This window comes from Luteirhabdus pelagi, from assembly GCF_016827595.1.
Lineage (GTDB): Bacteria > Bacteroidota > Bacteroidia > Flavobacteriales > Flavobacteriaceae > Luteirhabdus > Luteirhabdus pelagi.
In genome coordinates this window covers 337,091-349,987 of sequence record NZ_JAECMS010000002.1, presented here as the reverse complement: position 1 = coordinate 349,987, position 12,897 = coordinate 337,091, and the positions used below count along the sequence as shown (strand labels likewise).

General features: G+C 42.1%; 13 protein-coding genes. 6 read left to right on the top strand and 7 right to left on the bottom strand.

Annotated features, from left to right (window positions below; translation table 11 throughout):
• Nucleotides 1–3: 3 nt before the first annotated feature.
• From I4Q58_RS06405 to trhO, 3 genes are all read right to left on the bottom strand, one after another.
• The gene (locus I4Q58_RS06405) at nucleotides 4–486 is read right to left on the bottom strand and encodes a gliding motility lipoprotein GldH (RefSeq protein WP_203294973.1); all 483 of its coding nucleotides are present in this window, start codon (nucleotides 484–486) and stop codon (nucleotides 4–6) included.
• Nucleotides 479–1,660: a PSP1 domain-containing protein gene (locus I4Q58_RS06400; RefSeq protein ID WP_203294971.1), complete on the bottom strand. Its 1,182-nt coding sequence runs from the start codon at nucleotides 1,658–1,660 to the stop codon at nucleotides 479–481. The genes I4Q58_RS06405 and I4Q58_RS06400 overlap by 8 nt, the downstream gene beginning before the upstream one ends.
• A 124-nt stretch (nucleotides 1,661–1,784) precedes the next feature.
• On the bottom strand, nucleotides 1,785–2,816 hold the full coding sequence (gene trhO, locus I4Q58_RS06395) for an oxygen-dependent tRNA uridine(34) hydroxylase TrhO (protein WP_203294969.1): 1,032 nt from the start codon (nucleotides 2,814–2,816) through the stop codon (nucleotides 1,785–1,787).
• A gap of 290 nt (nucleotides 2,817–3,106) precedes the next feature.
• On the opposite strand from trhO, the gene recA reads away from it, so the two are divergent.
• The 3 genes from recA to I4Q58_RS06380 all read left to right on the top strand — a co-directional run bounded on the left by recA (nucleotide 3,107) and on the right by I4Q58_RS06380 (nucleotide 6,299).
• On the top strand, nucleotides 3,107–4,114 hold the full coding sequence (gene recA, locus I4Q58_RS06390) for a recombinase RecA (RefSeq protein WP_203294967.1): 1,008 nt from the start codon (nucleotides 3,107–3,109) through the stop codon (nucleotides 4,112–4,114).
• Nucleotides 4,115–4,230: 116 nt separating this feature from the next.
• On the top strand, nucleotides 4,231–4,764 hold the full coding sequence (locus tag I4Q58_RS06385) for an RNA polymerase sigma factor (RefSeq protein WP_203294965.1): 534 nt from the start codon (nucleotides 4,231–4,233) through the stop codon (nucleotides 4,762–4,764).
• A 26-nt stretch (nucleotides 4,765–4,790) separates the two neighbouring features.
• Nucleotides 4,791–6,299, top strand: coding sequence for an anti-sigma factor (locus I4Q58_RS06380; RefSeq protein ID WP_203294963.1), 1,509 nt, complete (start codon nucleotides 4,791–4,793; stop codon nucleotides 6,297–6,299).
• 81 nt (nucleotides 6,300–6,380) lie between these two features.
• Here I4Q58_RS06380 and I4Q58_RS06375 read toward each other — a convergent pair whose 3' ends face one another.
• Nucleotides 6,381–7,118: a lysophospholipid acyltransferase family protein gene (locus I4Q58_RS06375; protein WP_203295564.1), complete on the bottom strand. Its 738-nt coding sequence runs from the start codon at nucleotides 7,116–7,118 to the stop codon at nucleotides 6,381–6,383.
• 72 nt (nucleotides 7,119–7,190) lie between these two features.
• Here I4Q58_RS06375 and trpS point away from each other — a divergent pair, with 72 nt between their 5' ends.
• The gene (trpS, locus tag I4Q58_RS06370; protein ID WP_203294961.1) at nucleotides 7,191–8,159 is read left to right on the top strand and encodes a tryptophan--tRNA ligase; all 969 of its coding nucleotides are present in this window, start codon (nucleotides 7,191–7,193) and stop codon (nucleotides 8,157–8,159) included.
• Here trpS and dprA read toward each other — a convergent pair.
• The gene (gene dprA / locus I4Q58_RS06365) at nucleotides 8,156–9,259 is read right to left on the bottom strand and encodes a DNA-processing protein DprA (RefSeq protein ID WP_203294959.1); all 1,104 of its coding nucleotides are present in this window, start codon (nucleotides 9,257–9,259) and stop codon (nucleotides 8,156–8,158) included. The genes trpS and dprA overlap by 4 nt on opposite strands.
• 112 nt (nucleotides 9,260–9,371) lie before the next feature.
• Between dprA and I4Q58_RS06360 the strand changes: the two genes are divergently transcribed.
• Entirely contained in the window at nucleotides 9,372–10,313 is a 942-nt protein-coding gene (locus I4Q58_RS06360; protein WP_203294957.1) for an HU domain-containing protein, read from the top strand.
• A gap of 68 nt (nucleotides 10,314–10,381) precedes the next feature.
• Entirely contained in the window at nucleotides 10,382–10,894 is a 513-nt protein-coding gene (locus I4Q58_RS06355; protein ID WP_203294955.1) for an acyl-CoA thioesterase, read from the top strand.
• A 1-nt stretch (nucleotide 10,895) separates the two neighbouring features.
• Here the strand turns inward: I4Q58_RS06355 and I4Q58_RS06350 are convergent, their stop codons facing one another.
• Together I4Q58_RS06350 and I4Q58_RS06345 are read right to left on the bottom strand one after the other, a co-directional pair.
• Nucleotides 10,896–12,128 carry a murein hydrolase activator EnvC family protein gene (locus I4Q58_RS06350; protein ID WP_203294953.1) on the bottom strand — a complete coding sequence of 411 codons (1,233 nt, stop codon included), beginning with the start codon at nucleotides 12,126–12,128 and terminating at the stop codon, nucleotides 10,896–10,898.
• Entirely contained in the window at nucleotides 12,125–12,895 is a 771-nt protein-coding gene (locus tag I4Q58_RS06345) for a DUF4292 domain-containing protein (RefSeq protein WP_203294951.1), read from the bottom strand. The genes I4Q58_RS06350 and I4Q58_RS06345 overlap by 4 nt, the downstream gene beginning before the upstream one ends.
• Between the last annotated feature and the right edge of the window lie 2 nt (nucleotides 12,896–12,897).

Sequence of the window (12,897 nt, the reverse complement as noted above, 5' to 3'; positions counted from 1 at the left end):
AATTTATTGTGAGGCTTTTTCAATTTGATAGCCAACGTCGGTAATTCCCTTCAATTCTGTAACGCCTTGGACCTGACCGTTATTGCGCACCGCTTGTGAGATGCGAAGGATATAATCGCCTTCTTCCGCAAAACGTACATTTTCCTTATACCAAAGCTTACTCTCCTTCACAGAACCGATTCCCGTTCCCAACCATTTTCCATCGGGCGCTGCCATTCGATATTCCAAGGTATCGGCGACCACCTTTCCATGGGGAAATTCCATCGCCACGATTAAAAAGATATTATTGAAGGGGTAATCATTGTTATTTCGCAACGTTAAAAAAACATCATAGGGTTGAACGGAATCCAATCGGGGAACCTTAAACTCTACTATTTCATCTTTACTCCAAGCTCCATCGATGGCTTTCGTACCACTCGCTACTCCATCAGGTTCGCAGGCGGTTACTAGAATTCCCAAAAATAATACCAAAAGCGCTCTAGGCATTCTTATTCGATTTTCGGTTGCGGTTCTTATTACGAGGCCCTCTGCCTTTTTTGTTACGTCGTTTTTTTCGCTTGTTTTTCTTTGGCGTATCGAAGCGCGTCAAACTATCCTGTCCGACCACATCGCTAAACAATTCGGTGGACGCCTGCGGACTATCATCAACAAACATTTCAAGGCTGGCAACTTTTTTGCCATCCTTGTTCATTGCGATGATCTTATTGGCATTGGCCGCCGAAAGCTGGTGCCAGTTCATACCATCATCAACGTAGCTATACCACAACAGCCCTTTGAAAATGTCGATTTTTTGACAAATAGCGAGACCTTTATCCGTCTTCAGCTTAATATCTGTTTTTGGAAACTCTTTTAGTGCTTCCAAATACGTATCCAATTCATAATTGAGACAACATTTCAACTTTCCACATTGTCCCGCTAATTTCAGTGGATTTAGCGAAAGCTGTTGATAGCGCGCCGCTGAGGTAGACACCGAACGGAAATCGGTTAACCAAGTAGAACAGCATAGTTCTCTTCCACAGGAACCGATACCCCCTAAACGGGCCGCTTCCTGACGGAAGCCAACTTGCTTCATTTCAATACGGGTATTGAAAGCACGTGCAAGGTCTTTTATTAGTTGTCGAAAATCTACGCGATCGTCGGCTGTATAATAGAAAATTGCCTTGGAGCCATCGCCCTGATACTCGATATCGCTAATTTTCATTTGAAGTCCGAGTCGCATAGCAATTTCGCGCGACCGCTTTTGAACCTCTTGTTCCTTATCGCGGCATTTCTGCCAAATATCGATATCGCGTTGACTTGCTTTTCGGTAGATTTTTGGAAGTTCTTCCACCGATTTACGTATTTTCTTTTTCTTCATTTGAACCCGAACCAGTTCGCCTGTTAGGGTTACCACCCCAATATCGTGACCTGGCGATGCTTCGGTAGCGATCGTATCGCCGATAGAAAGCGTAAGATTTTCCGCATTCTGGAAAAATTCCTTACGACCGTTTTTGAAACGCACTTCCACAGCTTTGAACGGTGCTACATTCGCGGGAAGCGCCATATTGGAAAGCCAGTCGAATACCGTTAATTTGTTACAGCCATCAGTACCGCAGGTCCCGTTGTTCTTGCAGCCTTTTGGCTGTCCGTCGGCGCCACTAGCACAGCTGGTACAGCCCATATTTTATATATATAGCCCTTTTTAAGGTGAAAAAGGGACGAAGATTAAACAATGATTGATTTCTATGGTAAAGATACCAATAATTAATGATGAATGAAGAATGATGATTTCAGAATTCGGAAAGTTAATTCTTGAATTTTAATTTCTCAGACCGGCCTTTTTTAAAAATCTTGTTGCTGTTATGCGTTCCGCGACGTAGTTTTTTCTGTTCCTCATAGGGAAGATGAATTACCTCCACACAGTCATCGCTACAGCAATTTTCCATTTTTGCAGCACATTCTTCACATTGAATAAATAAAAGATGGCAAGCCTCGTTAGCACAATTCACATGTGTATCGCAAGGTTTTCCACATTGATGGCATTTCGAAATAATTTCATCAGAAATGCGCTCTCCGCGTCGATGGTCGAAGACAAAGTTCTTCCCCAGGAATTTGTTTTCAAGTTCCTGATCTTTCACCTGACGGGCATATTCAATAATACCACCTTCCAATTGAAATACTTTTTTGAACCCTTTGTGCTTATAGTAGGCACTGGCTTTTTCACAGCGAATACCACCCGTACAATACATTACAAGGTTTTTGTCTTCCTTGTGATCTTTTAGGTCTTCTTCAATAATATCCAAGGAATCACGGAAAGTATCTACATCGGGTGTGATAGCTCCCTGAAAATGACCGATTTCACTTTCATAGTGGTTACGCATATCGACCAAGATCGTGTTCGGATCGTCCAGCAATTTGTTGAAGGCTTCGGCATTTACATGAACCCCTTTGTTGGTAACATCGAAAGTATCGTCGTTTAAGCCGTCGGCTAAAATCTTTGAACGGACCTTGATTTTTAATTTAAGGAACGACATCATGTCCTGCTCGATTGCGATGTTCAGGCGAACACCTTTCAGGAAATAGATACCATCCAAAAACTTCTTGAATTTCTTGAAATTCTTGGCAGGCACTGAAAGTTGTGCGTTGATACCTTCATGGGCAACATAGATACGTCCGAGAACGTCCAATTCGTCCCAAGCCACAAAAAGGTGATTTCGAAATAAAGTAGGATTGCCGATCTTGGCATATTGATAAAAAGAAAGGGTTAATCGATCTTCGCCGGCTTCTTCCAGCATGGCGGCCCTTTCCTTTGCACTCATTTTGTTGTACAGTTGCATGCTATACTACGTTTTAGTGAAAAAGAATAGTTGTTTTAATGTTCGGCAAAAGTACTATTTTTCCTCGAATTGGTGAATTACGACATACTCTTCTAATTTCTTACTCTCAAATTAATTACTTTATCGTAACTTTCAATAGAAAGGAGCTGTTTGTCAAGCATTTTTGATTGAAATAATAGAAAGGTGGTATTGTGGATAAAATCCAAAACTTACCATACTTTCCAATTGTTGTAAACCCAAAGAAATAGTACCTTAGCCTACTACCAAAATTCAAGAAAAACAGACTAAAAATGAGCAAAGAACAGGATGCAAAACTGAAGGCATTAAAGCTGACGTTAGATAAATTAGATAAAACCTACGGAAAGGGTACCGTAATGAAAATGGGCGATAGCGCCGTTCAGGATGTAGAGGTTATTCCAACCGGTTCACTCGGACTGGATGTTGCCTTAGGAGTAGGCGGTTATCCAAGAGGTCGAATCGTTGAAATTTACGGACCGGAATCTTCAGGTAAAACGACCTTAACCCTTCATGCTATTGCCGAGGCACAGCGAAAGGGAGGTATTGCTGCCTTTATCGATGCGGAACATGCGTTTGACCGCTACTATGCGCAAAAATTGGGTGTTGATATTGAAAACCTGATTATCTCTCAACCCGATAATGGGGAACAAGCCCTTGAAATTACTGATAATTTGATTCGAAGTGGTGCGATAGACATTATCGTTATCGACTCCGTAGCGGCCTTGACACCAAAAAGCGAGATTGAAGGCGAAATGGGCGATAGTAAAATGGGATTACATGCTCGATTGATGTCGCAAGCACTTCGAAAGTTAACAGCTTCTATTAGCAAGACTAATTGTACGGTGATATTCATCAACCAGTTACGTGAAAAAATCGGAGTGATGTTCGGAAACCCGGAAACGACTACCGGAGGTAACGCACTGAAATTCTATTGTTCTGTTCGACTTGATATTCGTCGTTCTACTCAAATCAAAGATTCCAATAGTGAAGTCCGTGGTAATAAAACGCGGGTGAAGATCGTTAAGAACAAAGTGGCACCCCCGTTTAAGACCGCTGAATTCGATATTATGTATGGTACCGGAATCAGTAAGGTGGGTGAAGTAATCGATTTGGGAGCAGAATTTGGCATCGTTCAAAAAAGCGGATCGTGGTATAGCTATGACGATACAAAGCTAGGTCAGGGGCGCGATGCCGTAAAAACACTTTTGCTCGATAATCCCGAATTAATGGAGGAATTAGAGCAGAAAATCAAGGAATCCATCAAAGAAATTAGCGAATAAGTACATTTGCTACGCAACCCTTTTCAAAATCAGGCATCTACCTTGTGTAGGGCCTGATTATTTTTAGGATATTGCACCAATTAAGTAACGCAATCCATTAACCATCACGGCACTACATGACCCTAGAGGAGCTAATACAGCGATGCAAGGAGCAGGACCGGAAAGCACAGGCACAATTGTACCAACAGTTTTCGGGAGTGTTATTTTCCATTTGTTTGCGGTACTCACCCAACAAAACGGAAGCCGAGGACAACCTCCAGGATGCGTTCATTACCATTTTTAAAAAGATAGGTCAGTATACCGGAAAAGGTTCCTTCGAAGGTTGGCTAAAACGGGTCACCGTAAACACCGTGCTTCAAAAATATCGCAAACAGAAAGTGTACGATATTAAGGATGAAGCACAATTAGAACAGCCAGAAGAGGTAATCGTTGAAACTGATAACGTTCCGTTGAAATTCTTGTTACAGATTATCCAAGAGCTTCCGGAGCGATACCGATTAGTGTTTTCCATGTATGTTTTGGATGGCTATACACATAAAGAGATCGCCGAATTGTTAGGAATTAGCGATGGCACGTCTAAATCTAACCTAGCGCGTGCGCGAAGCATATTAAAGGAGAAGATTGAAGCCTATCAACAGAAAGATGCATAAAATTAGTTTCCGAAAGGAAACGCTATATGAAAGATAATAGAAACATAGACGAAGTATTTAAGCAAGGTTTCGAGGGCCATGCCCCGGAGCCATCGCCTGAGGTCTGGAACAATATCCAACAGCAGTTGGATGCTGAGAGGAAAGACCGAAAGGTGATTCCGCTATGGTGGAAAGCCGCTGGTGTTGCTGCGCTTATCGCCCTTATCTTTTTGATTGGCGATAAATTGGTGTGGGACGATACTTCTTCACCCTTGTCGGATACAGATTCAGTTGAAGAAGTGCAGCAGGATGCCGTTGAACAGAAACAGGATAATGTCACCGAGCCGGCGTCTTCAAAGAAAGATTCTTCAGAAGGTGTTGCTTCCGAAGAAAAGGATGCGGAAAACACAACTGAGAATGAATCCTCCATCAATAATGAAGCAGTCGCTTCGGAAACGACGAGACCTGTTTCAACTTCTACTGAAAGGAAAAAGGCTCAAAACGCTTCGCAAAACACTTCCGTGGCACAAACTGATAATCGTACGGTCCAGAAAGGTGAAAAGGATAAAACCTTTGGGATGAATCAGATAGAAAATGCGAAAGAAACTATTGCCGCTACAGATACAAAAACCACTAATACAAAAGATAACAACCCAAATTCACAACTTCCAAAGGAAAAAGCAGCCAACAGTGAAAATACCGAGGTAGAAACTGCCGTTGCTGAAACCGAGACGGACGCCAAGAAAGAATCTGAAAAGCAGTCTATTTTCGATGCAATTGAAGAATCTAAGAACACCGAGGATGCAGTTGCCAAGTCGAACAAACCTAACAAGCGCTGGGAAGTAGCACCAAATGTTGCCCCCGTGTATTACAGTTCTTTCGGTGAAGGATCTTCTATCGACCCTATGTTTGCCGACAATTCCAAAACGGGTGAAGTAAACATCAGCTATGGTGTTCAAGTTGCTTACAACATTAGCGATCGATTGAGTGTTCGGACCGGTATCAATAATGTAGAATTAGGGTATTCCACTGGCGAAATTGATCTCGGTACGGGGCCTGTAGCGTTTTCTTCCACAACTATCGATTACGGTTCAAGACAGACTGGAGATGTTATTATTCCAGTCGACAAGGGAGCTTTAAGTATGGCTAACCAAAGTGGCGATTTTGCGAATGTTACACCTAAATCAACTGGGGGGAATGCGGAGTTATTCCAGAACATTCGATACTATGAGGTTCCGTTGGAGTTGAAATATGCAGTGGTAAACAAACACTTTGGGGTGCACCTTATTGGAGGAATGAGCACGTTGTTCTTGGGCGATAATGAAATTTCGGTGGAAGATGGCGGATTTAGTTCCGTTCTTGGAGAAGCCAATAATTTGAATTCTGTAAGTTTTGCGACCAACGCAGGTGTTGGTCTTAGCTATAGATTTAGTAATACGTTTAAGTTTAATATTGAGCCTATGTTTAAGTATCAGCTCAATCCGTATACCGATAACTCGGTACGTCACAGACCTTATTATTTAGGTGTGTATAGCGGATTTAGCTTATCGTTTTAGGTTAGTTTTTTAGTTGGTTCGTTTGGGTAACGCCAAACAAGATTCAGGAAAACCGTCCCACGCCATAGGACGGTTTTTTTGTTATAGACCTCTCTCTAAATTTTTTAGAATAACCTCCCGTGTCTGTTGCTTCAATTGTCGCTTGTCTTCAACCTCTAGCGTTTCTGTAGGTATGGTTTCATGAATTGTAACCCGCATCTTACCGGGAGTCCCCGTAAAAAAAGAATACGAAAAACGCTTTTTGTTATCGTAAAACGTCATCGGTGCAATCGGAATCTGATGCTCGATTGCCAAACGAAACGCACCGTCCTTGAATTCATCCAATATAACCGATAAATCGTCTGGGACACCGCCTTCAGGAAAAATACAAACACTTAGGCCTTGTTCAAGTTTTCGCTGGGCACTTATAAAAACGTCGCGTCGGCTCTTAGGATTTTTACGATCAACCAAAATGCATGTTCGCTTATAGAAGAAACCAAAAACCGGAATTTTGGCCAATTCTTTCTTCCCCACAAACACAAATGGATTTCGAGTAACATATAGCATTAGCATAATGTCGGTCATTGAGGTATGATTGGCTACAAACATATAACTCTTGCCTTTTTCGTATTTTGTTTTACGATGAACAATAGGAAGAAAACCCATTCCAAAGAGAATTACCTTGGCCCAGATTCTTGCCAAGCGAAAGAAAAAGGGATACCACGATTCCCGTAGAATGCTAATAATAAGTATAGGGAACATTATAATGATGGGCACTGCAATCAATATGTAAAACCATATTCGATATAGGGTAGCAAAAATGTAGCGCAAAACGATCATCGCCCCCAAAAGTAAGGATTTGTAGGCTACCAAAATTTGAAAAAAAGTACCTTTGCTGAAAATTCTAGTGTTATGTCCAGAATCCTGACCGGCATTCAAAGTACCGGAACTCCACATTTAGGAAATATCTTGGGAGCCATTATTCCTGCTATCGAAATGGCAAACGATCCGAAGAATGAATCTTATTTGTTTATTGCCGATATGCATTCCCTTACCCAGATTAAGGATGCTGAAACCTTGCGAAACAATACCTTGAGTACGGCTTCGACTTGGTTGGCGTTTGGATTGGACATAACGAAAACCGTTTTTTATCGACAGAGTGATATCCCACAGGTTACTGAATTGTCTTGGTATCTTAGTTGCTTTTTCCCCTATCAACGGTTAACGCTTGCACATTCATTTAAGGATAAAGCCGATCGGTTGGAAGATGTAAACGCAGGACTTTTTACCTATCCCATGCTAATGGCAGCGGATATTTTATTGTACGATGCGGAATTTATTCCCGTAGGAAAAGACCAATTGCAACATATTGAAATGACGCGCGACGTAGCCGCTCGTTTTCATGCAAAGATGGGTGACACTTTTGTCCTTCCAGAAGCAAAACTTCAGGAAAATACCCAATGGATTCCGGGTACGGATGGAGAAAAAATGAGCAAATCGAAAAACAACATCATCAATATTTTTCTACCAGATAAAAAGCTTCGGAAACAGATCATGGGTATTGAAACCGATAGCACTCCACTAGAGGAACCAAAAAATCCTGACACCTGTAACGTTTTCGCCTTATATAAGATCATTGCTTCAGAAGAAGAAACCACTGAGATGCGTAAAAACTATGAAGCTGGCGGATACGGCTACGGCCATGCGAAGCAGGCTTTGTATGAAGCTATCACCAAACGTTTCGAAAAGGAGCGTGAGCGCTATATTCATTTTATAGAGAATCCTGAAAAAGTAGAGGAAGCACTTCAGGTGGGTGCGCAAAAAGCAAAGCAAACCGCCGACGAAGTATTGCAGCGTGTTCGGGAAAAAGTAGGCTATTAAAGCGTCTCAAATTGTTTTCCAGGCAAGGGCCGTACCACTCCTTTTAGTTCTAAACTCAATAATAGGGGCGCTAAGACGAAGGTGGGTAAATCACACGAAAGTGAAATGGTATCGATCTCCTCCTTTCCTTTTTCCTTTAGGAAGTCGTAGACCTTCTGCTCTTGCTCGGTAAGTTCGACAAACAAGGAAATTTGATTTGTAGGGGAAGGTTTCTTGGCTTCCCAGCCCAAATGAAACAAAATATCGGCGGCACTAGTGATCAGCTGCGCTTTTTGGATTTTTATCAACGTGTTGCAGCCTACACTTTGACTGTCGGTAGTTCTGCCAGGAACAGCGAATACGTCACGGTTGTAGGAATGTGCAATGTCTGCAGTGACCAAACTTCCGCCTTTTTCAGCCGATTCGATGACGACCGTAGCTTGGGAAATACCTGCGATAATTCTATTTCGTCTCAGGAAATTGTTCCTATCAAAAGTATCATCGCTCCAAAATTCGGTTATAAATCCGCCGTGCTCCACCATTTTCTGAACGTATTTTTTATGCGATTTTGGATAGATCTGATTCATGCCATGCGCCAAACAGGCGATGGTTTGAAGGTTATGGTCTATAGCAGCTTTGTGTGCGGTAATATCAATACCGTAGGCAAAGCCAGAAACAATAACGATATCAAGCGGTGCCAAGGCTTCAATCAGTTTTTTGGTGAAATCGATACCGGCCGAGGTAGCTTTTCGCGTTCCAACGATGCTCAGCAGTTTCTTGTTTTTGATGTCGATGTTTCCCTTATGAAAAAAGAGAATTGGCCCATCCAAACAATGCTTTAAATGTTCGGGATAGCTTGAATCCTGATAGTAACTAAATTGAAGCTTTTCTTTTTGAATGAAGTGGAGTTCCGCTTCGGCTTCATCAAGATATTGCGCGTTAAAAAGCGATTTCAGTTTTAGGCTACCAATACCATCAATTTTTAGAAGTTCTCTTTTCTTCGCTTTAAAAATACCTTCCGCAGTACCAAAATGGCGGAGTAGCTTCTTTGCTGAAATATCACCTAGGTTCGGAATGCGCTGTAGAGCAAGTGTATATAATAGTTCTTGTTCGGAAAGCATGAAACGAAAACATGCGCCGGGGAAGTCCTTTCAAAAATACGATAAATAAGTTTGTTGATAAATGAAACCCTTCAGCATTGACTGCTAACAAAAAAAAATCTATGTTTGTTTCATGCAGCTAGCCAATCACGTCAAAGATTTACTCTATCGCTATGAGTGCGTAATCGTTCCGGGTTTTGGAGCATTTCTAACCCATTATAAGCCTGCTCAAATTGATGGTGAAAGCCATACGTGGCACCCACCAGGAAAGTCCCTTTCCTTTAATCGGCAGTTGCAGACCAACGATGGTTTATTGGCAAATTATATCGCTACTGCTGAATCTTGCAGCTACGAATTGGCACTTCAAAAAATTCGAAATGCAGTTGGCGATCTTTCGCTAAAACTCTCCGAAGGAACTCCTATTATCTTTCCCAATTTGGGAACCTTTAAGTTGAATGAAGAACGCTCGCTTCAGTTTAAGCCGCATACCGATGAGACCTTTAGTGCAACCTCTTTTGGATTGGCGCCTTTTGTTTCGCTCCCTATTTCACGTGAAGTATATAAGAAACAAGCGGAAGCTATCGAAGAAAAGGCACCGGTATACATCACTCCCGAAAAACGGGAATCCAAACCTTATTTGAAGTATGCCGCTATCGGACTATTAGCCGTTACGCTAGCTGGCTTTGGTGGTATGAAGCTGTATGAGAATAATGTAGAAGCCTATAATTTGGCTGAGCGTGAAAAGGCCAATACCATGGTCGAAAAACAGATTCAAGAGGCGACCTTCATCATGGAAAATCCGCTTCCTGCCCTTACCATAACGGTTGAAAAGGAGCAAGGCCGCTATCATATCGTAGCCGGTGCGTTTCGCGTTGCTGAAAATGCCAAAAAGAAGCAATCCCAACTTCAAGAGAAAGGCTTTAAAGCAAAATTGATAGGTGAAAATCGCTACGGATTACACCAAGTTGTGTACAGTAGTCACGAAGACCGATTGGAAGCGCTTCGCACCTTACGTCAGATCAAGCAAACAGAAAATAAAGACGCTTGGTTGTTGGTGAAAGACCTCTCAAAATAACCTTTATTTTATCTTTTCTTTAGCGTTAATCGGTAAAAGACACCGTACCTTTGCCAAAAATTTTGCAAATGGAAACCAAATCGCCCGCTGATTCAAGAACTGTTATTACCGACATCGTACTTCCTGGGGAAACAAATCCTATCGGAAATATGTTTGGAGGTGAATTGTTGGCGCGTATGGATCGTGCTGCGAGTATCGCTGCTAGACGCCATAGTAGAAGAATCGTGGTAACCGCTTCCGTAAACCACGTAGCCTTCAACAAAATGATTCCGTCTGGAAGTGTGGTAACCGTTGAAGCTGCTGTTTCCAGAGCTTTTAAAAGTTCTATGGAAGTGTATATGGACGTGTGGATTGAAGATCGCGAAAGTGGTCGACGTAGTAAGGCGAATGAAGGTATTTATACGTTTGTGGCGGTTGATGAAATGGGAATTCCCGTTCCCGTTCCAGAATTGAAACCTGAAACCGACCTCGAACAGGAGCGTTACGATGCGGCGTTGCGTCGACGACAACTGAGCTTGGTATTAGCTGGAAAAATGGCGGCGAAAGATGCTACCGAATTAAAAGCACTTTTCAGCGAATAACCTACATCTGATAAATCCAATCGGCTGGATTCATACGCGAGGTGTTTTTATAAATCAAGAATTTAACGATGGTCTTTCCTGAGGTACGGTTACTAACAACCGTTCCCAAGGCCTGTTTTGTAGTTACCTTATCGCCCTTCTTCACCAAAATATCGGTTAGGTTGTTGTATACGGTTATATAATCTCCATGCTGAATATACACCGCCTTATTGGCTCCTTTTAATTGTTGGATCTCAAGTACAACTCCGTTAAAAACCGCTCTTGCTTGGGCACCGCTTTCCGTGGCGATTTCTACACCACTATTGAAGGTTGTTACATTGGGAAGTTGTGGATGCCGTTGTTTTCCGTAGCTTTTAATCACTACCCCACCTTTTGTAATCGGCCACGGTAATTTTCCTTTATTACTCGTAAAATTGGCTGCTAATTCCTTGGCCTCTGCGTTTAGCGCGAAGGTTGAGGTTCGTTCGGAACGCGTGTTGCCAGTGACTTCATTCGATTTAGCAATGGCGGCTCGAATGAGCGCTTCAATCTGACGGTCGATGGCATCGGCTTCCTTTTGTTTGTTTCGAATTTGGGTAGCAAACTTTCCTTCATCTTTTTTAAGGGAAGCAATTAGCTGTTGTTGGTTCTTTTTTTCTTGGTCAAGTTGCGTTTTGGTTTTCCGGTTTTCAGCGATCAAGGATTCCTTTTTCGATTTCTGTTGAAGTAATTCTTCGTTCAATTGACGAAGTTCCTCTGTTTTTTGTTGAATGCTTTCTCCTTGTTTTTTACGATGATTGGCATATTGCTTCATATACTGAAGCCGTTTGTATGCCTGAAGAAACGATTCAGAAGAAAGCAAAAACATAACCCGGCTTTGTTGCGACTTGCTTTTATATGATTTTCGGATCATAGCCGCATAATCCTTTTTCAGCTCCGCTAATTCGTCACGAAGCTGATCGATTTTGTTGAGATTCCCGTTTATTTCACGCGTTAATAAGTTCGCTTGTTGATTGGTTACCCGAATCAAATTCTCCGTGGCTTTGATGCGCTGGTCAAGATCTTCAACTTCTGTCAAAACGGATTTTTCCTGCTTTCGCGTTTTAAAAAGGAGTGAATTGATCTGCTTGATTTCCTGAAGCAGAGCTTGCCGTTTTTCTTCCAATTGCTTTTGCTTGTCACTCTGACCAAAAACAGCCATACTACCACAAAGTGCGAGTACTAGAAGGAAGCGATATTTTAAGGATAGTTTCATTTAAGTCGAATTTCGTCGTACCCATTCGGAATGTTGAAAGGGAATCCTACCGAGGCATTCACATCAATTTTTTTATAGGTAAGGTCGATGGTTGTTTTGTCGTCACCTTCAGCTGTCTGTAAATGAACGGAGGTAGGGTAGAAACCACCTTCCAATTGTTGATATTCGTCATAGCGAAGGGTAAGCAATCTATTTTGTGAAGGTTGCGAGAGGCTTTCGGCAGCTATCTTAAAGTTGGGATATAACAATAATGAATGTATAAAATCCATGGGTTGCTGTTTCGGCTGTAACTGATGCTTCATCTGTACGACCTCGCTTTTATAGGTTTTCCCATCTAGGGCGAAAAGTGATTGTCCTAACAGGATGGCTTGCGCTTTTTCAAAAGTAATGTCGGTATTCAACCATTCACTCAACAAAGCAAAATCGCCATTGAAATACGTACCGCCAACCGATTCATAGTATTGCACCGAAGTAGGGGTGATAAGTGCCTTGGCCATGGTAATTCCAAGAATGGAAGCCTTAATCCAAATTGTTTTGTCTTTTTCCATACGAAGGCTAACCGTAATACTTTGCTGACTGTCATCGTCGGCGTATACTACTTGCATTCGGGCTGCTAAAGTCTCGAAATCTGGCATCGCTGCATCATGATAATCGATTACCTTCTCGGCCGAGAGGGTTTTCATAGAATTACCATCAACGCCTTTGGCTCCACCACAAGCGGAAAGTAAAAAGAGCGACAAGAGTAGGGCAATGCAGGTTCCTTTCATAT